At 61.4% G+C, this 19,764-nt stretch carries 19 protein-coding genes; 4 read left to right on the forward strand and 15 right to left on the reverse strand.

Going from position 1 to position 19,764, the window contains the following annotated elements:
- Window positions 1-5 precede the first annotated feature (5 nt).
- The gene (locus HJB91_RS18470) at window positions 6-1,028 is read left to right on the forward strand and encodes an NAD-dependent epimerase/dehydratase family protein (RefSeq protein WP_221155676.1); all 1,023 of its coding nucleotides are present in this window, start codon (window positions 6-8) and stop codon (window positions 1,026-1,028) included.
- Window positions 1,029-1,105: 77 nt separating this feature from the next.
- On the opposite strand, the gene HJB91_RS18475 is transcribed toward HJB91_RS18470, so the two are convergent.
- The 7 genes from HJB91_RS18475 to HJB91_RS18505 all read right to left on the reverse strand — a co-directional run bounded on the left by HJB91_RS18475 (window position 1,106) and on the right by HJB91_RS18505 (window position 8,372).
- Entirely contained in the window at window positions 1,106-2,767 is a 1,662-nt protein-coding gene (locus tag HJB91_RS18475) for a dihydroxyacetone kinase subunit DhaK (RefSeq protein ID WP_221155678.1), read from the reverse strand.
- Window positions 2,768-2,778: 11 nt separating this feature from the next.
- Complete coding sequence (locus tag HJB91_RS18480; protein ID WP_221146982.1) at window positions 2,779-3,774, reverse strand: ABC transporter ATP-binding protein; 996 nt, start codon at window positions 3,772-3,774, stop codon at window positions 2,779-2,781.
- Complete coding sequence (locus tag HJB91_RS18485) at window positions 3,767-4,864, reverse strand: ABC transporter ATP-binding protein (RefSeq protein WP_221146983.1); 1,098 nt, start codon at window positions 4,862-4,864, stop codon at window positions 3,767-3,769. The genes HJB91_RS18480 and HJB91_RS18485 overlap by 8 nt, the downstream gene beginning before the upstream one ends.
- 3 nt (window positions 4,865-4,867) lie before the next feature.
- Window positions 4,868-5,056, reverse strand: a complete 189-nt coding sequence (locus HJB91_RS18490; RefSeq protein ID WP_097610864.1) for a hypothetical protein — start codon at window positions 5,054-5,056, stop codon at window positions 4,868-4,870.
- The gene (locus HJB91_RS18495; RefSeq protein ID WP_210630506.1) at window positions 5,053-5,991 is read right to left on the reverse strand and encodes a carbohydrate ABC transporter permease; all 939 of its coding nucleotides are present in this window, start codon (window positions 5,989-5,991) and stop codon (window positions 5,053-5,055) included. Before HJB91_RS18495 ends, HJB91_RS18490 begins: the two co-directional genes overlap by 4 nt.
- Complete coding sequence (locus HJB91_RS18500; protein ID WP_210630507.1) at window positions 5,988-6,935, reverse strand: carbohydrate ABC transporter permease; 948 nt, start codon at window positions 6,933-6,935, stop codon at window positions 5,988-5,990. The genes HJB91_RS18495 and HJB91_RS18500 overlap by 4 nt, the downstream gene beginning before the upstream one ends.
- 102 nt (window positions 6,936-7,037) lie before the next feature.
- Window positions 7,038-8,372, reverse strand: a complete 1,335-nt coding sequence (locus HJB91_RS18505) for an ABC transporter substrate-binding protein (RefSeq protein WP_221155680.1) — start codon at window positions 8,370-8,372, stop codon at window positions 7,038-7,040.
- 47 nt (window positions 8,373-8,419) lie between these two features.
- Between HJB91_RS18505 and HJB91_RS18510 the strand changes: the two genes are divergently transcribed.
- Both HJB91_RS18510 and HJB91_RS18515 read left to right on the forward strand, forming a co-directional pair.
- Window positions 8,420-8,608: a hypothetical protein gene (locus HJB91_RS18510; RefSeq protein WP_221146985.1), complete on the forward strand. Its 189-nt coding sequence runs from the start codon at window positions 8,420-8,422 to the stop codon at window positions 8,606-8,608.
- A 27-nt stretch (window positions 8,609-8,635) separates the two neighbouring features.
- On the forward strand, window positions 8,636-9,658 hold the full coding sequence (locus tag HJB91_RS18515; RefSeq protein ID WP_210630509.1) for a LacI family DNA-binding transcriptional regulator: 1,023 nt from the start codon (window positions 8,636-8,638) through the stop codon (window positions 9,656-9,658).
- A gap of 60 nt (window positions 9,659-9,718) precedes the next feature.
- Here HJB91_RS18515 and HJB91_RS18520 read toward each other — a convergent pair whose 3' ends face one another.
- The 6 genes from HJB91_RS18520 to trxB form a co-directional block, all read right to left on the reverse strand.
- Window positions 9,719-10,519, reverse strand: a complete 801-nt coding sequence (locus HJB91_RS18520) for an aminoglycoside phosphotransferase family protein (RefSeq protein ID WP_210631586.1) — start codon at window positions 10,517-10,519, stop codon at window positions 9,719-9,721.
- Between the two features lie 72 nt (window positions 10,520-10,591).
- Window positions 10,592-11,716, reverse strand: coding sequence for an alkene reductase (locus HJB91_RS18525; RefSeq protein ID WP_221155681.1), 1,125 nt, complete (start codon window positions 11,714-11,716; stop codon window positions 10,592-10,594).
- Window positions 11,717-11,741: 25 nt separating this feature from the next.
- Window positions 11,742-12,908, reverse strand: a complete 1,167-nt coding sequence (locus tag HJB91_RS18530) for an MFS transporter (protein WP_221155682.1) — start codon at window positions 12,906-12,908, stop codon at window positions 11,742-11,744.
- Between the two features lies 1 nt (window position 12,909).
- Entirely contained in the window at window positions 12,910-13,203 is a 294-nt protein-coding gene (locus HJB91_RS18535; protein WP_210630512.1) for a helix-turn-helix transcriptional regulator, read from the reverse strand.
- A gap of 553 nt (window positions 13,204-13,756) precedes the next feature.
- Window positions 13,757-14,653, reverse strand: coding sequence for a LysR family transcriptional regulator VtlR (locus tag HJB91_RS18540; protein ID WP_085778879.1), 897 nt, complete (start codon window positions 14,651-14,653; stop codon window positions 13,757-13,759).
- 22 nt (window positions 14,654-14,675) lie between these two features.
- A complete protein-coding gene (trxB, locus tag HJB91_RS18545) occupies window positions 14,676-15,650 on the reverse strand; it encodes a thioredoxin-disulfide reductase (RefSeq protein WP_210630513.1) in 975 nt (324 codons plus the stop codon).
- 231 nt (window positions 15,651-15,881) lie between these two features.
- Here trxB and HJB91_RS18550 point away from each other — a divergent pair, with 231 nt between their 5' ends.
- Window positions 15,882-16,349 (forward strand): Lrp/AsnC family transcriptional regulator, encoded by a 468-nt coding sequence (locus HJB91_RS18550; protein WP_064695956.1) that lies wholly within the window; start codon window positions 15,882-15,884, stop codon window positions 16,347-16,349.
- A gap of 108 nt (window positions 16,350-16,457) precedes the next feature.
- On the opposite strand, the gene HJB91_RS18555 is transcribed toward HJB91_RS18550, so the two are convergent.
- Both HJB91_RS18555 and HJB91_RS18560 read right to left on the reverse strand, forming a co-directional pair.
- Window positions 16,458-17,804 (reverse strand): sigma-54 dependent transcriptional regulator, encoded by a 1,347-nt coding sequence (locus tag HJB91_RS18555; RefSeq protein WP_221155683.1) that lies wholly within the window; start codon window positions 17,802-17,804, stop codon window positions 16,458-16,460.
- A gap of 2 nt (window positions 17,805-17,806) precedes the next feature.
- A complete protein-coding gene (locus tag HJB91_RS18560) occupies window positions 17,807-19,681 on the reverse strand; it encodes an ATP-binding protein (RefSeq protein ID WP_221155684.1) in 1,875 nt (624 codons plus the stop codon).
- Window positions 19,682-19,764: the final 83 nt, after the last annotated feature.

A 19,764-nucleotide genomic window follows, 5' to 3' on the forward strand; every position in this document is an offset into this window, starting at 1 on the left:
TTGCGATGAGTGGAGAGACGAAGATCACGGCGCTGGTTCTCGGCGCGACCGGCGGCATCGGCGGCGCAATCGCCCGCAAGCTTCTCGCCCGCGGGTGGCGCATCCGGGCGCTCAACCGCGACGCCGCCAAGGCATCGAAGAACGAGCCGGCATTCGAATGGGTGCAGGGCGACGCGATGAATGCCAGCGACGTGCTGGAGGCGGCTGAAGGTGTTGACCTGATTGTCCACGCGGTCAATCCGCCCGGCTATCGCGACTGGGAAAAGCTCGTGCTGCCGATGCTCGACAATACCATTGCCGCCGCTCGCGCCGTCGGTGCGCGCATCGTTCTGCCGGGCAATGTCTATAATTTCGGTCCCGATGCTCTGCCGGCGCCGGCGGAGGAAAGCCCGCAGCATCCGGTGACCAGGAAGGGTGCGATCCGTGTCGAGATGGAGACGCGGCTGAAGGCGGCATCGCAATCCGGCGCGGGCGCGATCATCGTGCGGGCCGGCGATTTCTTCGGTCCGGGCGCAACGGCCAACAGCTGGTTTTCATCGGGGCTGGTGACGGCGGGCAAGCCGGTTGGCACGATCAAGAATCCGGGACGGCGCGGCGTCGGCCATCAGTGGACCTTTCTGCCCGACATGGCGGAAACCATCGTCCAGCTCATCGAGCGGGCCGATCGGCTGCCGCCCTTTGCCGTTTATCATATGGATGGCTTCTGGGATGCCGATGGCATGCAGATGGCGGAAGCGATCAAGCGCGTTTCCGGTGGCAAAGCAAAGATCGCCGGCTTCCCGTGGTGGATCGTGCCGCTCGCCGCGCCTTTTATGCCCATCATGAGGGAGATCAAGGAAATGCGCTATCTCTGGAAGGTGCCGCTCAGGATGAGCAACGCCAAGCTTGTGGCCGAACTCGGCAAGGAGCCGCGCACACCGATCGATGAGGCGGTGAGAGCCACACTCGTGGCCCTCGGCTGCCTGCCCGAACCGCATCACGACACAGCGGCCGCCTTCATTGCGCATTCGCCGGTTTCACCTCGTTAAGGTTGGTAACGCTTCATTTCGATCGCTGAGATAGGCCCGCCAAGTTCCATGTCCTGGATAATCGTCATTGTCGACATTCAGCCGGTGATGCGCCTGCCGGTCTCTGCCGCCTCATCGGGGCGGAGAGCCAGGAATTCGAAGAGCCGGGCCACCGCTTCCGCGCCGGGATCGATATGGCCTTCGAGCTGCTTGGCGTTGATGTATGCGGCGCGTCCGGCTTTCGCATGAACGAGCGTGGCGGTCAGGTCCGCGCCGGCGCGGGCGGCTTCCGCAGCCGCGGCAAATCCCACGTCGAGCGCATCCAGGGCCGGCGAGAGAGCATCGACCATCGTCCGATCGCCCAGACGCGCGCCGCCGATCTCCTGCATTCGGGAGAGGCCGGCCTTGAGGGCTTCGCGAATGCTCAGCCCGCTCGATGCGCCATCGCCGGCCGCGGCAAAGAAGATTGCGAGAAGCACACCCGAGGAGCCGCCCATGGTCTGGCTGAGTTCCTGCCCCATGGCCCGGAAGAGCTGGGTGTGATCAGAGAGGGGGAGACGATCAAGCGCCTCGATGAGCGCGCGGGCAGCACCGGCCAAGGTCGAACCGGTATCGCCGTCGCCCGACTTCGCATCGAGCGCATTCAAGTCCCTCTCCGCGCCGATGAGAAGATTGCAGCAATCCGTCAGGAACTGGCGGGTGGGTTCGTGCCTTGATGCAATCGGGGCGATCGGCGTCAATCCGTCCGGCAGCGAAAGCACCGTAACAGGTTTGACGGCTGTCACGCCCGGCCAGGCGGCAAGTTCAACCGGCTTGGAAAGAAGCTCCAGTTCTGCCTTGCCGGCAGGGAAGACCGAGATTGAGAATCCCTGCATGTCGAGAGACGTCATCATCGGCGCCGGTCCGACGATGTGTGAAATCCTGCCCGCGATGGCTGACTGGAGGAGTTCGTGAACGACGACCGACATTTCCAGGACCGAGGTGCCGCCGAGGTTGTTCACGAGGACGACGTGAGATCTGTCATCCATCGATTGCGCAAGACGCTCGACCATCGCGGCGACCGCGCCTTTCGCACCCGAATATTCGACCTGCTCGACACCGGCTTCACCGTGAATGCCGAGACCGAGCTCGGCGTGACCGTCCGGAATTCGGTGCTCCTTCGGAGAGCCCGGCACTGTGCACGTATCGAGCGACATGCCGATCGAACTGGTGTTTTCGATCACCCGGCGCGCGGCTTTGCTCACCGCCCCGAGGTCGGCGCCGCTCTCGGCGAGCGCACCCGCGATCTTGTGAACGAACAGGGTTCCGGCCACGCCGCGGGACTGCGGGAGATCCGGCAGCGCGATGTCGTCATCCACGATGACCATGCTGACGTTCAGGCCAAAGGCGCGTGCGCGTTCGGCGGCGAGACCGAAATTGAGGCGGTCGCCGGTATAGTTCTTCACGATGAGCAGGCAGCCGGCTGGTCCGGTGACGGCCAGGATACCGGCAAGGATCGCGTCCACGCTCGGCGAGGCAAAGACATCGCCGCATACGGCTGCAGTCAGCATCCCCTTGCCGACGAAACCGGCGTGTGCGGGCTCGTGTCCCGAGCCGCCGCCGGAGACGATCGCAACCTTGCCCTTGTCCCAATCGGAGCGGACGACGACGCGAATATGCGGATATCCGTCGAGGCGGGTGAGCGCGCCGCCGGATGCGGCCAGAAGGCCGTCGAGTGCTTCGGTGACCGCGTTTTCCTTGCTGTTGAGGAACTGTGACATTCTCGCCTCCCTTAAACTAAGCGCATGCCGGCCGCGTCGAAATAGAGCGGCTTGTTCGGCTGGATCTTGATGGTTTCACCGCCCTTGAGCTCGGTATGGGCGTCGGTGACGGTGATCAGATTATGTGTCTTGAACGTGATGTGGAGGCGCGTCTGATCGCCGAGATGTTCGACGCGCGTAACCGTCGCATCCTGGCCATCGCCCTGATCGATATGCTCGGGCCGCAAGCCGATCGATTTGGCCTTCGCCGGCGCGCCTGGGAAGAGCTCCGCGGGAATGACATTGATGCGGGGCTGCCCGAGGCGCGTCGCGGCGTAGATGCTGACCGGATGTTCGTAGATCTCACGCGGGGAGCCGAACTGGACGAGCCTGCCCTCTTGGAGAACGCCGACATGGGTTGCCATCGTCATCGCCTCGACCTGGTCGTGGGTGACATAGAGCAGCGTCGCGCCGGATCTGGCCTGGATATTCTTGAGCTCGATTCGGAGATCGGCGCGAAGCTTGGCGTCGAGTGAGCTCAGCGGCTCATCCATCAGATAGATCTGCGGGTTCCTGACCAGTGCGCGCCCGATCGACACGCGCTGCATTTCTCCGCCCGATAGCGCGGTCGCCTTGTTGTCGAGCTTGTGGGAGATCTGGAGGATTTCCGCAATCGCGTTCACCTTCTCGTCGATCACGCGCTGCGGCGTCTTCAGCAAGGGCGACTTCAGGGGAAATTCCAGGTTCTGGCGGACCGACAGATGCGGATAGAGCGAATATTGCTGGAACACCATGGCGACGTTGCGCTGGGCCGGCGTCAGGCCGCGCATGGACCGTCCGCCGATCATGACTTCGCCGACATCGGGGTTGTCGAGGCCGGACACCATGCGCAAAGTCGTCGTCTTGCCCGCACCCGTCGGTCCGAGAAGGACCACGAACGAGCCGTCGGGGACGATCATCGAGACGTCATCGAGTGCACGATGGCCGGCGAAGGATTTGGTGATGTTTTTCAGGATGACCTCAGCCACGGCGCACCACTCCTTCGTTGGCCTCGGAAACAAGCGCGTTTCCGGTCGCAGAGTCAAAGATCGTCAGGTTCCTGGAATCGAAATCCAGGCCGATCAGTTCGTCGACATGTGCGGATTGATTGGACGGTGTGCGGGCCTTGATCTCACCGTGGGCGGTGTCGATCGTGACGATCTGCGTCGTGCCTAGATATTCGACGGCAATAACCCGCCCGCGATAGGCTGAATCGTCGCTGAAGCTGATATGTTCGGGTCTTACGCCCAGGGCGAGTTTGCCAAGGCGTTCGTCCCGGCAGACCGGAACCTTCATCACGTGTCCGGCGAGGCTGACCTGGTCGTCGCCGGCGCCGATCGAGCCTTCAAATTCGAGGAAATTCATCGGCGGCGAGCCGATGAATTTCGCAACGAACTTCGTCGCTGGCCAGTCGTAGATCTGCTGGGGCTTGCCGAATTGTTCGACGACGCCGTGGTTCATCACCACGATCTTGTCGCCCATCTGCATGGCTTCCAGCTGGTCATGGGTCACATAAACGGTGGTCGCGCCCATGCGATCATGCAGAGCCCGCAATTCTTCGGCCATGTGCTCGCGGAACTCGGCGTCGAGCGCGCCGAGCGGCTCGTCCATGAGGAAGGCCTTCGGATTGCGCACGATGGCGCGACCGAGCGCGACGCGCTGCCGATCGCCGCCGGAGAGGCCACCGACCGGCTTATCGAGGATGTTCTCGATCTTCAGGATCTTTGCGACTTCCGCGACGCGCGCGGTGACCTCGGCCCTCCTCATGCCCTGGCTCACCAAGGGATAGGAAATGTTCTTGCGGACGTTCATGTGGGGATAGAGAGCGAACATCTGGAAGACGAAGGCGATGTCGCGCTCGCTCGCCCTCTTCATCCCCACCTCTTCGCCGCCGATGTAGATTTCGCCGCTGGTTGGAAGCTCGAGCCCAGCCATCATCCGCAGGGTTGTCGTCTTGCCGCAGCCGGACGGGCCGAGAAGCATGAAGAACTCGCCGTCTTCAACGGTGAAGGTGGAAGCCTTCACCGCGTTGAAGGCTCCGAAATCCTTGCGCACATTCTGAATTCTGATCTGTGCCATGCTTCACTCCGGGAAATGGCTGACGACGACGAACATCACTGTTCCCACAAGCGTCACGATGAAAGAGTAGGAGTAGAGCGACAGCGACAGGGGCTGCATCAGCATGACGACGCCAAGCGCGATCAGGATCGACGCCACCATTTCCCATGCATCGCGGCGCAGGCGGAACAGGCGATTGAGAAAGGTCGTCATTTGCGGACCGCTCCGAAGGTAATGCCGCGCAGGAGATGTTTGCGAAGCAGGATCGTGAAGACCATGACCGGCACCAGGAAGATGGTGGCGCCGGCGGCGACGGCGGGCCAGTCCTGGCCGCTGACGCCGATGATCGTCGGGATGAACGGCGGCGCCGTTTGCGCGTTGCCCGATGTGAGGAGGACGGCAAAGGCATATTCGTTCCATGCGAAGATCAGGCAGAAGATCGCCGTCGATGCGATGCCGGTGACGGCCTGGGGCAGCACGACTTTGTAGAAGGCCTGGAAGCGCGTATAGCCGTCGATCAGTGCCGCCTCTTCGTATTCGATCGGGATTTCGTCGATGAAACCCTTCAGCAGCCAGACCGAGAGGGACAGGTTCACCGCGGTATAGAGCAGGATCATGCCGGCATGCGTGTCGCTGAGACCCAGCGATCGGAACATCAGGAAGATCGGGATGGCGACGGCGATCGGCGGCATCATGCGCGTCGACAGAATGAAGAAGAGAAGATCGTCCTTCAACGGCACCTTGAACCGCGAAAAGGCATAGGCAGCCGCCGTGCCGAGCGTGATGCACAGGACGGTCGAGCCAAATCCGATGATGACGGAATTATAGAACCGCTCGGCAAAGCGCGAAGCACCGGTAATGACGACGCCCTCCTTGCGGACCAGTTTATCGTACCAGGTCGTCGGCTCGCCCAGTGCCTTGAGTTGATCCTCAGGCACGCGGGTGCGGGTCGTGAAGAGGTTCACATATCCCTCGACCGTCGGCTGGAACACCATTTTGGGCGGATAGGCGATCGCGTCCTCAGGTGATTTGAAACCGGTCCCGATGATCCACAGCAGCGGAAGGAGGGTGACAACGGCGTAGAAGACGACCAGAATACCGGCAACCCACTTCTGACGCCCGGATGGTTCGGTTACGGAATAGCTCATCGTTGTTTCACCTTGTTCAGAGCTTTGACGTAGATCGACGCAAGGCCGAAGACGGTGACGAAAAGAATGACGGCGTAGGCGGATGCGTAGCCGGTTCGCCATTGCTCGAAAGCGGCGCGCTTCAAATTGATCGAGGTCAGTTCGGTGATCGATCCCGGACCGCCGCCGGTCAGCTGAACCACGAGGTCGAACATCTTGAAATTCTCGATGCCGCGGAAGAGGACGGCCAGCATCAGGAACGGCAGCACCATCGGGATGGTGATGGTCCAGAACTGACGCCATTTGCTCGCGCGGTCGCATTCGGCCGCCTCGTAAATGCTGTCTGGAATGGAGCGCAGTCCTGCAAGACAGATCAGCATCACGAAGGGCGTCCACATCCAGGTGTCGACGATGACGATGGCCCAAGGTGCCAGCGACGTGTTGGCGATCATCGAGAAGCTGGAAGGATCGTTCCCTGTAAGGAAGCCGACCACGTAGTTGAACAGGCCGATTTGCGGCTGGTAGAGAAAGGTCCAGAAGTTGCCGACGACGGCGGGGCTCAGCATCATCGGAAGCACGATGATCGTCGTCCATAGGTCGTTGCCGCGGAACTTCTTGTTGATCAGGTAGGCAAGCGAAAAGCCGATCAGCACCTGCAGCACGATGGTCCAGATCAGGAAATGAGCGGTGGCCTGCATGCTCTGCCAGATATCGCTATCCGTCAGGATGTTGATGTAGTTGCGCAAGCCGACGAACTCGATCGGCGCGTTGGGCCGGTTCACCCTGAAGTTGGTGAAACTCAGCCTGATCGTCCAGATCAGTGGAAAGATGTTGATGGCGAGCAACAACACGATCGACGGTGTTACGAAGAGCCAGGCTATTGCGCGATCGGACAGGCCTTTGACCCGGGCCGCGATTGCAGGCGGAGTCGCGCTGGCGACCCGATCGATCGGGGAATGGAGCATGTTCATCTCCTTGGCATGAAAGATGGTGGTATGCAGGGCCGGCTCGGTCCACATGGCCGGCCCTGCGCGACGCCCACTGCTGGGAGAAAGCGGCTGTCAGCGTCAGTATTTTCCGTCGTCCTCGAAGACGCCCCTCCAATCCTTCACGAGGCCGTCGAGCGCGACTTTAGCGCTGCCCTGGTTTGCGACCACATAGTCGTGGAAGCGCTTCTGCGATGCCTGGAGGAGAGAGGCGTAGGCAGGTTCGGCCCAGAAGTCCTTCACGATCGCCATCGAATCGAGGAACGGCTTGGAGTAGGGCTGGCTGGAGGCGAAGCCCGGATCTTCCACGACTGCCCGGAGCGCGGAGTAGCCGCCGAGCTTCCACCATTTCTGCTGGATTTCAGGCTGACCGAACCACTTGATGTAGTCGAGCGCTTCCGTTTGTTTGTCGGAAGCGGCGACGACCGAAATGCCCTGGCCGCCGAGCTGGGCAAACTGCACACCCTTCGGGCCGGCCGGATTGGGGAAGTAGCCAGACTTGTCGCCGCCGACATTGCCATCGGCGTTGATCCCCGGCCAGGTGAAGGTGAAGTTCATCTGCAATGCGACCTGGCCGGATTTATAGGCGTCGACGTCCTGGGTCATGTAGGCGTCGGAATGGCCGGGCGGCGTGCAGCAATCGTAGAGCTTCTTGTATTCTTCAAGCCCGGCGACTGCATCGGGCGAGTTGACGAAACCTTCGAGATCGTAGGGCTTTTTCGGGTTCTGATATTCGAAGCCGTAGCTGTAGAGCGCATTCATCGCGCCCATGGTGATGCCTTCGGAGCCCCGTTCCGTATAGATCGCCGCGCCGTAGACCTTCTTGCCGTCGATTTCGCGCCCCTGAAAGAACTGGGCAATATCGACCAATTCGTCCCAGTTCTTCGGAACGGCGAGATCACGGCCGTATTTCTTCTTGAACTCGGCCTGCAATTCGGGACGTGAGAACCAGTCCTTGCGATAGGTCCAGCCGACCACGTCGCCGAAGGCCGGCATTGCCCAGTAGTTGGGCGAGTTCTTCGGCCATTCGGCATATCCGACGACGGTAGCCGGGATGAAATCGTCCATCTTGATTCCTTCCTTGTCGAAGAAATCGTTGAGCTTGACGTACTGCTTGTTCTCGGCCGCGCCGCCGATCCACTGGCTGTCGCCGATCAGCAGGTCGCAGAGTTTGCCGCCGGAATTCAGTTCGTTGAGCATGCGATCTGCAAAATTCGGCCACGGCACGAATTCGTAGTGCATCTTGTTGCCGCTCTTCGCCTCGAAATCCTTGCTGAGCTCGACGAGCGCATTGGCAGGATCCCATGCCGCCCAGCACAGGGTGAGGTCTGCGGCCTGGGTATGCGAAGCCGTACCGGCAGACGCGACGATATACATCCCGGCAGCGAGTGCCGAGCTCATCAAAAGAGACTTCATAACTGCGATCCTCCCGTTGAACCTCCCGACCTCCATCGCGAGGGTGAATGAAAAGCATTGCGGCAAGGGCGCATATGCTGGAGCGCGCTGTGGCCGCGTTATCGACTGCCCTTTCCGGTCTGGCCCGAAGAGCCCGTCGTAAATTATTTATAACTGAGGTGCGCACCTCAGCGCAAGCAAATTTTGAGGTGCGCACTTCAATTCTTGCAATTTTCATTTTTTTGAGGGAAACGTGAACCGTCCAAATCGCATCAGGAGCCCTTATGCGGCCAACAGCAAAAGACCTTGCGGAAGCCGCCGGCGTCAGCCTCGCGACCGTTGATCGCGTATTGAACGATCGCCCGAACGTGAGCAAAAAAGCGGTTCGCAGCGTTCACGAAGCCATTGAACGGATTGGCTTTATCCGCAACCCGGCGGCTGTGAGCCTGGCGCGCAACAAGAGCTATCGGTTCAGGTTTGTCCTGCCCAAGTCTGGCGATCTTTATCTTCGCGAGCTTTTGCGACGGGTGGAGGAGTTGGGGCAAGCCCTGAAGGGCGATCTTACCGATATCGATTATGTTCAAATTTCCACCGACGACGCGCATGGGGTGGCGAAGTATCTTGCTGGAATAGGTGAGGAAGAACTCGACGGAGTGGCGCTGATGGCGCCGGAATCGCCCCAGGTGCGCGATGCCGTGGCGCGGCTGCTCGAACGAAACATCAAGGTCGTGCAGTTTCTGTCCGGCCAGGAAAAGCTTCCCGCGGCCGATTTCGTCGGCGTGGACAATTTCGCGGCCGGGGCGACCGCCGGAAAGCTGATCGGCACATTTGCCTGCCGAACGCCGGGCAAGGTGATGGTGGTGGCCGAGACGATGCAATCGCTTGACAGCATTCAGCGCCGGCACGGTTTCGACACCATAATTAATGAGCGATTCCCGTTCCTTAGGTCTCTTCCTTCGATAGAGACGCATGCCGATGAGCGGCGCGCGAACGAGATCATCGGGCGCGTGCTCGATAACAACAAGGACATCATTGCCGTTTATGTTCTGAGTTCCGAGGCGCGCATTCCTCTTTCGGCAACCGCTGGGAAAGTCGATCTCGTCAACCTCGCAGTGGTCGTCCATGAGCGTACGCCGTTCAGCGAGGAAGCCTTGCGCGACGACCGCATCGACGCCGTCATCGCACAGGACCCTGGTCATGCGGTGCGAAGCGCAATCCGTATCATGCGGGCTCGCTCGGACGCCCGCGAGCCGCTGGCGGAACAGGAGAGAATAAGGATCGAGGTCCTTCTCAAGGAAAATCTCTGAGGAATCAATCCGCGACCCAGCGCCAGTTGAGGCGCGAACCTCATTGCGCGGCGACATGCTCTAGGCCCGAAGCTCGGAAAGCGCGATCCGCGCGACCGTCAAGGCCGTCTCCGCCTGCTCGATATTGGGGTCGCCAAGGAACCAGGCGGCGGAAAGGCCCGAATAGGCGGCGATCCATTGCAGCAGCCGCTTCGGCTCCAGCCGGGCTTCTGCCGAGACGATGTCGAGCTGGCGGCGGAAACGGGCGGGGTCGGTAATGGTGGGCAATTCCTCGTTGGCGAAGATATTGGCGAAATCGAAACCGCGCTCGCCGCGGAGCCGTTTCGGATCGATCGCCAGCCAGCCGCGCTCCTCGAAATCGAGAATGTTGCCGTGGTGGATGTCGCCATGGAGGACGGAGAGATCGCGCTGATCGGCAAGGAGGACGTTGGCGACCGCCGAGCAATCGGCAAGCGTGCCGCCATATTTGGCGGCGGCTGGCTCGAGTTCGCGGAACCAGAGGGTGAGGGGAATGGGATCGGGGAGCGGTCTTTCGCGCGGAGCATGCAGCCGGGCTGCGGTGCGGCAGAGAATGCGGCTCGCTTCGTCGTCTTCTCCGTTCATCGCCATGGCAAGCAGCGAGCGTTTCCCGGTTGCCCTTTCCAGCAATACGGCGTCGTCTTCGTGGGCATAGACATGCGCAGCGCCGTCGCCGTCCCACCATTGCATCAACAGGGCGCCGTATCGTTCGTCGATATCGGTCGCGACTTTCAACATGGCGGGCCTCTCCTGCCAGAGGACCGGCAGCAGGCGGCTCGAATGGGTGATGATGGGCTCGCCGTCCGATATGAGGGACCAGCGATCGAGATGGGAAGCAAACATGCGTCCCATATAGGGATACTCAACGCAGAAATCCCACCTCTCGATGGGATTTCTTGATGCGTAGAAGAAGTCTCAAGCGATCTTTTCGAGGGTGGGATAGTCGAGGTAGCCTTTGGCGGCGCCACCGTAGAAGGTCGACTGGTCGGGCGTGTTGAGCGGCAGGTTCTTTGCCAGCCGTTCGACGAGATCGGGATTGGCAATGAAGGGCTTGCCGAAAGCGACGAGATCGGCGCGGCCGCTTTCGGCGGCATCGATCGCGAGATCGCGGTCATAGCCGTTGTTGACCATCCAGCTGGCCTTGCCGCCGGCGGTTTCATAGGCCTGGCGCAGCGCCTTGTAATCGAAGGAGGGGTTGTCGCCTTGCTTGTAGTCGCGCTCGCCGCCGGTCTGGCCTTCGATGACGTGGATATAGGCGAGGCCGTATTTCGCCAGCCCTTCGACGACATGGGTGAAGGTCGCCTGCGGATTGGAATCATAGCTTTCGCCCGACGGCGTCACCGGCGAGATGCGGATTGCGGTGCGGCCTGCGCCGACTTCCCTGACGACAGCATTGACGACTTCGAAGGTCAGGCGAGCGCGGTTCTCGATCGAGCCGCCATATTGGTCGGTGCGATCGTTGACGCCATCGCGGATGAACTGATCGAGCAGATAACCATTGGCGCCATGGATCTCGACACCGTCGAAGCCGGCATCGATCGCGGCGCGGGCTGCCTTGCGGTAATCCTCGACGATGCCGGGGATTTCGGAGGTTTCGAGCGCGCGGGGCTCGGAGGTATCGGCAAAGCTGCCGCTTCCGTCGGCGTTGACCAGATAGGTCTTTGCCTTGGCGACGCGATTGGTCGAGGAAACCGGCTTGCCGCCGTCCGGCTGCAGCGTCGTGTGCGAGATGCGGCCGACATGCCACATCTGGACGACGATCCTGCCGCCGGCGGTGTGGACGGCGTCGGTCACGCGCTTCCAGCCGTCGAGCGCTTCCTTGCTGTAGAGACCGGGCACGTCGGCATAACCCTGGCCCTGATGGGTGATCGCGGTCGCTTCGGTGATGATCAGGCCCGCCGTGGCGCGCTGGCGGTAATATTCGACATTGAGGTCGTTGGGGATCGCGCCCGGCGAACGGTTGCGGGTGAGCGGCGCCATGACGATGCGGTTCTTGACGGCGATATCGCCAACCTTGGTGGGTTCGAAAAGCTTGGCCATGATGGTCCTTTCTTTTGCGGGAGGATCACTCTGCGAGGGCAAGCGCAGCTCGGCCCCTGGCGGAGAGATAGGTGAGCGCCGTCGCACCCAGGCCGATCAGGGCCATCAGGGCTGCGGCGAGCGGAACGCGGGTGAGATCGAAGCCGGCATCGATGACCAGGCCGCCCGCCCAGGCGCCGAGCGCATTGCCGGTGTTGAAGGCGCCGATATTGATCGTCGAGACGAGGTTCGGCGCATCCTTGCCGAAACCGACGACGCCGACCTGCAGCGCCGGCACGGCGGCAAAGCTTGCGGTCGCCCAGAGAAAGAGGGTGATTTCAGCCGGGATGAAGAAACGGCTCGTATAGCTGAAGGCGATCGAAGTGACGGCGACGGCGGCGAAGACGCCGGCAAGTGTGACGCCGAGCCGCCAATCGGCAAGCTTGCCGCCGATGAGATTGCCGACAGTCAGCCCGAGGCCGATCAGGAACAGCGTCCAGGTGACGCCCTCAGGCGAAACGCCGGTGACGTCACGCAGGAGCGGCGCGATATAGGTGAAGAGGGCGAACATCGAGGCAGCGAAGAAGACGGTGGTGGAAAGCGCCAGCCAAAGGCCGCCATTCCTGAGTGCCGCAATCTCGCGCAGGATGCTACCGGTTTGCTGCTTCTTGTCCTTCGGCAGGATGGCGATCAGGCCAAGAATGGTGACGGTGCCGATGACGGTGACGACGCCGAACGTGGCGCGCCAGCCATAGGCCTGGCCGATCGCGGTGCCGAGCGGCACGCCGAGGACGTTGGCAAGGGTCAGGCCGGTGAACATCAGCGCGACGGCGCGGGCCTTGCGGTCTTCGGCGACCAGGCCGGCGGCGACGACCGAGCCGATGCCGAAGAAGGCGCCGTGGCAGAGCGCGGTCACGATGCGAGCGATCATCAGCACCCAATAATCGGTCGCCAGAGCGCAAAGCAGGTTGCCGGCGATGAAGAAGGCCATCAGCGCAATCAGGGCGATGCGGCGCTTCAGCTTCGCTGTCGAAATTGCCATGACGGGTGCGCCGATCGCGACCGCGAGCGCATAACCCGTCACCAGCCGTCCGGCTTGCGGGATGGTCACCGAGAGATCGGCGGCGACTTCCGGCAGCAGACCCATGATGACGAATTCGGTCGTGCCTATCGCAAAGGTGCTCAAGGCGAGGACGAGAAGGGCGAGGGGCATTCTAGAGATCCCGTGTCAGCTGCTTGAGGAAAGCAGCGATCGTTTCTTCGTTGCGCTTGTAGAAGATCCACTGGCCGACACGTTTCGTGGTGACGAGGCCGGCGCGCTGCAGGGTTCCGAGATGAGCCGAGACGGTGGATTGAGATAGGCCGCAACGCTCGAACTGGCTGGCGCAGACGCCCATTTCAAAGGGATGCTCCTGCGTGGGGAAATGTTCCGCGGGATTCTTCAGCCAGCTCAGAATGTCCATCCGGGTAGGGTGGGCGAGAGCCTTGATGATCTCGTCTTTGTCCATCGTCGCTTACCGAACTATAAATCGTGTTTGAACGATATATTGATCGTGGGATGCCGATATGCAAATCACGGAGACGTGAGGCGGCAGCTTTTGTTGATTGGGCAAATTTTGGGCAAAAAAAGAGGGCCACCGGAAAACCAGGGCCCTTTGAATTGTGAAGGTCAATAACCTCCAGAGGGGAACAGCTAATGCGGTGGAACTGGGAGAGAAACCACGAAATGCATCAGCTGGATTGGATATGGTGCTTCCTTAGGCAGGTTTCAATGCTTTTTTGTGCATGCCTGCTATGCGCCGCACAATTTTTTTGCGGCGCGGCATTTCTCGAAGCGGCAAGGCAAAAAAAGAGGGCCGCTGGAAAACCAGGGCCCTTATAATTGTGAAGGTTCAAAAACCTCCAGAGGGGAACAGCTAATGCGGTGGAACTGGGAGGAAAAGCCACCATGTGCATCAGCTATGTGCGATATGGTGGTTTAATGGGCAAACGGCAACCCTCATTTGTGCATGCCAGTCATGCACGCAATGCATAGTATGGAAATCATTCCATAAAACTGGCTCAAAAGTTCCAGTTTCTCGCTTTGCTGACGATGAAATCGCGGAAAGCCTTCAGCTTGGCGGCATTCTTGATCTCGTCGGGATAGCAAAAATAGGTGTCGAAAGACGGCACGTCGGCATTGATCGGCAGCTGAATCAGGCCAGGGTCGCGGCCGACGATATAGTCCGGCAGGCAGGCGACGCCGATTCCGAGCAGGCAGGCGCGCTTGATCGAGGTCTGGCTGTTGATCTGCAGATGCGGGATGCGCTTGTTGTCGGAGGAGCGGCCGGCGACTTCGAGCCAGTTGACGTCGAGCAGGTAGCTCGGCGCCGGCTCGCCGAAGGTGATGATACGGTGATTGTCGAGATCCTCGATCTTCTGTGGTTCGCCATGGCGATTGATATAGGAGGGGGCCGCATAGACGTGCATGTGCACGGTGAAGAGCTTGCGCTGGATGAGGTCGGATTGCTGCGGCTGGCGCAGCCGGATCGCGCAGTCGGCATGGCGCATATTCACATCCACTTCCTCGTTGTCGAGGATCAGCTGGATCTGAACGTCGGGATAAAGCTGCAGGAATTCCTGGATCTTGTCGGTGAGCCAACCCTGGCCGAGGCCGACCGTCGTTGTGACACGCAGCTTGCCGGACGGTGTCTCGGTCGTCTCGGTGAGCTGCATCTTCACAGTTTCGAGCTTCAGCAGCACGTCATGAGCGGTGCGGTAGAGCAACTCGCCCTGTTCCGTCAGGATCAGGCCGCGCGCGTGGCGGTGAAACAGCTTGGTACCGACATCCTGCTCCAGCGCGCTGACCTGGCGGCTGATGGCGGATTGGGACAGATGCAGTTTGTCCGCCGCATGCGTGAACGAACCCGCCTCGGCAGCTGCGTGAAAGATACGCAGCTTGTCCCAATCCAATGGCATTCCCCCACCCCTCATGCCGGTCTTACTCCGCAGCCACGGCGATAGGCATGTGGCCCGTCAGATATCGCTCGGCTTCGAGCGCTGCCATGCACCCCAAGCCGGCGGCGGTGATTGCCTGGCGGAACGTATCGTCGGTCACGTCGCCGGCGGCATAGACCCCCTCCAGGCTGGTCGCGGTCGAATCCGGCGCGGTCCAGAGGTAGCCATTGTCCTTCAGCTTCAGCTTGCCCTTGAAAAGCTCGGTTGCCGGGGCATGGCCGATGGCGACGAAGACGCCGTCGATCGGCATTTCGGTAATCGCACCGGTTCTGACGTCGCGCAGACGCGCACCAGTCACCGATTGCGGCATCGGCGGCTTGGCCGGGGTACCGGTGATTTCGGCGACCTCGGTGTTCCACAGCACCTTGACGTTTTCCTTGGCGAACAGGCGCTCCTGCAGGATCTTCTCGGCGCGGAAGGAGTCGCGGCGGTGCACCAATGTGACCGACTTCGCGATATTGGAGAGATAGAGCGCTTCTTCGACGGCGCTGTTGCCGCCACCGACCACGATGACGTCCTTGTTGCGATAGAAGAAACCGTCGCAGGTAGCGCAGGCGGAAACGCCGAAGCCCTGGAAATGCTGCTCGCTTTCGATGCCCAGCCACTTCGCCTTGGCGCCGGTGGCGATGATCAGCGTATCAGCGGTCCAGACCTGGCCGCTGTCGGTGCGGGCGACGAAGGGACGCTGGTTCAGGTCGACTTCGGTTACGAGGTCGTTGACGATCTCGGCGCCGACATGTTTTGCCTGCTGCAGCATCTGGTCCATCAGCCAGGGGCCCTGGATCGGATCGGCAAAGCCCGGATAATTCTCGACATCGGTGGTGATCATCAACTGGCCGCCCTGTTCGAGACCGGCGATCAGGACCGGTTTCAGCATGGCGCGCGCGGCATAGACCGCGGCGGTATAGCCGGCGGGTCCGGAACCGATGATGAGCACCTTCGTATGGCGGGCGGGCATGTCATTTCCTTTCGACTGGCAGGAGGGCGGCGGCTAAAAGGCGATTGCGGCCGTTTCGCGGTCCATGCGCCATTTATGAACGTCCAATGCTATTATTCAAGGGCAGCCTTGCATTACCAACAAGGCAAATCACGCTGTTGTGCAAGATTCCGTCATCGGCTTGAAACTTTCTTGCGTATTTCGCCGCTTTATATAGAAGCTCGCCGCTACGAATTAAAGAAAGGCCGCGATGTGGGTCGCACGGAACTCGACGTCATCGACATAAAGATCCTGCGGGAGCTGCAGGCCGATGGCCGCATGACCAATGTCGAACTCGCCGATCGCGTTGGCATCTCGGCGCCGCCCTGCCTGCGCCGGGTCCGCAAACTCGAGGAAGCCGGGATCATCGAAGGCTATCACGCCATGCTGAACAGCCCGAAGCTCGGCTTCGATCTGGTCGCTTTCTGCATGGTCGGGCTCAAACACCAGTCGGAAGGCAATCTCAAGGCGTTTGCCGCCGCCACCACCGAATGGCCGCTGGTGCGTCAGGCCTGGATGGTCTCGGGCGACAGCGATTTCCTGTTGCATTGCGTGGCGGAGAATCTCACCCATTTCCAGGATTTCGTCATAGAGATTCTGACGGCGAACGAGCATGTCGACACCGTGCGCACCATGCTGACGATCCGGCAGGTAAAGAAGCTCGGATTGGTCGAAGTCTGAAACAACCTAAAGCGCGTCGCGATCTTTCAGATTCGCTCGTTGCGCTTTAGGTTTTGCTTTTACCCATGTCGTTGCCGCAAAACCGCTGCACACTTTTGCGCGACATGGCTATTTGCGCGAGGCGTAGCCGCCCCGGTGGATGCCGTGGCGCTGCAGCTTGTCGTAAAAGGTCTTTCTCGGAATGCCGAGCGCCTCGATGGTGCGGCGCACGTCGCCGTTGTTGCTGGCGAGTGCGTCGCGGATGATTTCCGCCTCGTAGCGCTCCAGCCGCTCGGGCAGCGTGCCGCCGGTCGGCTGCGGGGGAGAGGATGGGTCTGCGCTGCCTTCGAGGCCCAACACCACGCGTTCGGCATAGTGGGAGAGTTCGCGGACGTTGCCTGGCCATGAATGGGTGGCAAGGTGGTGGCGAACCGCCTCCGAAAGCGGCGGCACATCGCGGCGGAAGCGCTCGGCGGCGCGGGCGGTAAAGTGGGAAAACAGCAGCGGAATATCGTCGCGGCGTTCCCTCAGCGGCGGAATCGAAATCGTCACGACATTCAGCCGGTAATAGAGGTCCTCACGAAAATCGCCGCGCACCTCGGGGTCGCCAAGGTCGATCTTGGCGGCCGCGACGACGCGCAGATCGACCGGGCGCACCTCGTTGGTGCCGAGCGGGGTGATCTCGCGCATTTCAAGCACGCGCAGCATCTTGACCTGCGTGGCGACAGGCATGCTTTCGATCTCGTCGAGGAAAAGCGTGCCGCCGCTTGCATGCTCGATGCGGCCCATACGGCGCTTCTGCGCGCCGGTAAAGGCGCCGGCCTCGTGGCCGAACAGTTCGCTTTCGATGACGGTTTCGGGGAGTGCCCCGCAGTTCAGCGCCACGAAATTGCCCTTCCGGCGGTGGCTCCACTGATGCAGGATCTGGGCGACGACTTCCTTGCCGCTGCCGGTTTCGCCGGCGACCAGCACGTCGACATCGGTATCGGCGATGTGGCGCAGAATTTTCCTCAGGTTTTCCATGGCAGGCGTCTGGCCGATCAGTGGCAAAGTCTCCTGCGCGTCTTCGGCGGCCCGGCGCAGCGCGCGGTTTTCCAGAACAAGCTGCCGCTTCTCGCCTGCGCGGCGTACGCTGTGCACGAGCCGATCGGCAGCGAAGGGTTTGGCGATGAAATCATAGGCGCCGTTCTGGATGGCCTGAACGGCCATCGGAATATCGCCGTGGCCGGTCATCAATATCACCGGCAGGTCGCCGTCCATGCCCTTCAGCGTGGCGAACAGCTGCAGCCCGTCGATCTCGGGCATGCGGATATCGGTGACGACGGGGCCGGCAAAATCGACCGTTAGTTCCTCCAGGGCGGCTTTCGCGCCGTCATAGGCCGAGACGGAGAAGCCGGCGAGTTCGAGGGTCTGGGCGGTGGCACGGCGCAGATCCCTGTCGTCGTCGATCAGCGCAACGGGCATCGGTGTGGCCATGATCAGGCCCTCCTCAGATGAACGATGAACCTTGTCCCGCTGCCATCGCTCTCCACCTCCATCCGGCCGCCGTAATCGCCGACGATATCCTTGGAGATAACGAGGCCCAGGCCGAGACCTTTTTCCTTCGAGGTGTTGAAGGGCGTGAACAGGCCCTTGCGGATATCGGGCGAAATGCCGGGGCCGTTGTCGGCGACCGTCAGCGTCACGATCTCCTGGTCATTCGATGTCCTGACCTCGACGCGCGCCTCGTCGGCTTTCGGGGCCACGGCCTCCAGCGCATTCTGAAGCAGGTTGATCAGCACCTGCTCGAGACGGATCCTACTGCCCATGACCTGCAGTTCGGCCGGCGGCAGCTCGATGTCGAGCGTATCCATGCGTCCGGCAAATCGGCTACGCAGCAGCATCACCGCGCCCTCGATGACGTCCTTCAGGCCTGTCGGCTCGGCGCTGCCGCGGCCCTTGCGGGCGAAGCTCTTCAGCTCCTCGGTGATCGAGCCGATGCGCTCCGTCAGAGCGGCGATGTTCTGAAGATTTTCACCGGCGGGCGCCGTCTGGCCGCGGTCGAGGAAGGTGCGGGCATTGTCCGCATAGGCGCGGATGGTCGCCACCGGCTGGTTGATCTCGTGGGCGACGCCGGCGGCCACTTGGCCCAGGATTGCCAGCCGGTTGGCCTGCACCAGATCCTGCTGCACGGCCTGCAGCTTCTGCTCGGTGCTGCGGTGACCGGCGATCTCGGCCTGCAGCCGATCCCGCGCCTGGCTGAGATCAAGCGTCCGTTCGGCCACGCGCCGTTCCAGTTCTTCGCGCGCCTGCTGCTCCCTGAAAATTCGAAGGGTGGTCGTCTGGCGGCGGCGCAAGAGGAAGGCTGCGCCCGCCAGCAGCGGCAAAAGCAAGAGCAGCGCCAGCATGCGCGTTTCGCGGACCGCGGCATCGATGGACGGCCCCAATGCAACAAGATGCTGCAGATGCCAGCCGGTCGCAGGGATCGGCATCCCCACATCGAGAAAGCTGGTTTTTCCCGCGCCGCCGGGCGTGACGATCTCGACGACATCAAGCCTGTCGCCTAGGTGACTGATGATATCGAGCGGCAGCGGCTGAAGCGGCGCGTCGCCGAATTGAAGGCTCTCGCGGATCGCCGTCAGCCGATCCTCGGCGATACGGCCGATCGTCATGAACCGCCAGGAGGGAATGCTGGTGATGAGGACAATGCCACGATCGTCGATGACGTAGGACGGGGCGCCCGAGCCATTCCAATCCGTCTCGATATCGTCGAATTCGACCTTGACGACGACGACGCCCAGGAGACCGTCATCGCCTGATATCCGCTCGGAAATATAAAGGCCGGGCTTCTTGCTGACGGTGCCGAGCGCGAAATGCTCTGCCTGCCCTCGAGCGACAGCGCCCTGAAAATACTCGCGGAAACGATAGTCGTTGCCGACGAAGCTCGTCGGTTCGCGCCAGTTGCTGGCTGAAACCGCGATTCCGTTCTTGTCGATGACATAGATGACGGCGGCCTTCGTGCCGGCGGCCAGTGTCTCAAGCTTCCGGTTCAACTGCTCGAACGTGCCGGCGTCGCGTCCAGCCAGGGCGGCGGCGAGCGCGGCATCTTGCGACAGCACGAAGGGCAGCGCCCGGTATTTTTCGAGGACGGTGCGCAGCAGCGCCACGTTCATCCTCGCATCGTTGCGGGCCTGTTCCTCCAGGGCAGCCTCCGCCCGGCGCCGGCCGATCTCGCCGCTGACCCAGAGGCTTGCGACGATGGCCGAGAGGGCGAGCACTGCATAGGCCCACCACATCCGGCGGATGCGGTGCTGCAAGGGCAAGGCGGGCCAAGGCCTTTGCGAGACTGACAAGGACATGGGGGATTTGTGCATTTTTCCGCACGAGACGCAAATAGATTTGTGTGGCTTTTCGCATCTCCTGAACGAGCCAACGGCCTACAGAAAGATTTTATGCT

Source organism: Rhizobium sp. NLR10b, from assembly GCF_019685435.1.
Lineage (GTDB): Bacteria > Pseudomonadota > Alphaproteobacteria > Rhizobiales > Rhizobiaceae > Rhizobium.

Bases quoted from the DNA above. Each gene is read 5' to 3' on its own strand.
- HJB91_RS18470 (WP_221155676.1), top strand. From the start codon at position 6: ATGAGTGGAGAGACGAAGATCACGGCGCTGGTTCTCGGCGCGACCGGC.
- HJB91_RS18475 (WP_221155678.1), bottom strand. From the start codon at position 2,767: ATGTCACAGTTCCTCAACAGCAAGGAAAACGCGGTCACCGAAGCACTC.
- HJB91_RS18485 (WP_221146983.1), bottom strand. From the start codon at position 4,864: ATGGCACAGATCAGAATTCAGAATGTGCGCAAGGATTTCGGAGCCTTC.
- HJB91_RS18490 (WP_097610864.1), bottom strand. From the start codon at position 5,056: ATGACGACCTTTCTCAATCGCCTGTTCCGCCTGCGCCGCGATGCATGG.
- HJB91_RS18495 (WP_210630506.1), bottom strand. From the start codon at position 5,991: ATGAGCTATTCCGTAACCGAACCATCCGGGCGTCAGAAGTGGGTTGCC.
- HJB91_RS18500 (WP_210630507.1), bottom strand. From the start codon at position 6,935: ATGCTCCATTCCCCGATCGATCGGGTCGCCAGCGCGACTCCGCCTGCA.
- HJB91_RS18505 (WP_221155680.1), bottom strand. From the start codon at position 8,372: ATGAAGTCTCTTTTGATGAGCTCGGCACTCGCTGCCGGGATGTATATC.
- HJB91_RS18510 (WP_221146985.1), top strand. From the start codon at position 8,420: ATGAAAAGCATTGCGGCAAGGGCGCATATGCTGGAGCGCGCTGTGGCC.
- HJB91_RS18515 (WP_210630509.1), top strand. From the start codon at position 8,636: ATGCGGCCAACAGCAAAAGACCTTGCGGAAGCCGCCGGCGTCAGCCTC.
- HJB91_RS18520 (WP_210631586.1), bottom strand. From the start codon at position 10,519: ATGTTTGCTTCCCATCTCGATCGCTGGTCCCTCATATCGGACGGCGAG.
- HJB91_RS18525 (WP_221155681.1), bottom strand. From the start codon at position 11,716: ATGGCCAAGCTTTTCGAACCCACCAAGGTTGGCGATATCGCCGTCAAG.
- HJB91_RS18530 (WP_221155682.1), bottom strand. From the start codon at position 12,908: ATGCCCCTCGCCCTTCTCGTCCTCGCCTTGAGCACCTTTGCGATAGGC.
- HJB91_RS18535 (WP_210630512.1), bottom strand. From the start codon at position 13,203: ATGGACAAAGACGAGATCATCAAGGCTCTCGCCCACCCTACCCGGATG.
- HJB91_RS18540 (WP_085778879.1), bottom strand. From the start codon at position 14,653: ATGCCATTGGATTGGGACAAGCTGCGTATCTTTCACGCAGCTGCCGAG.
- trxB (WP_210630513.1), bottom strand. From the start codon at position 15,650: ATGCCCGCCCGCCATACGAAGGTGCTCATCATCGGTTCCGGACCCGCC.
- HJB91_RS18555 (WP_221155683.1), bottom strand. From the start codon at position 17,804: ATGGCCACACCGATGCCCGTTGCGCTGATCGACGACGACAGGGATCTG.
- HJB91_RS18560 (WP_221155684.1), bottom strand. From the start codon at position 19,681: ATGCACAAATCCCCCATGTCCTTGTCAGTCTCGCAAAGGCCTTGGCCC.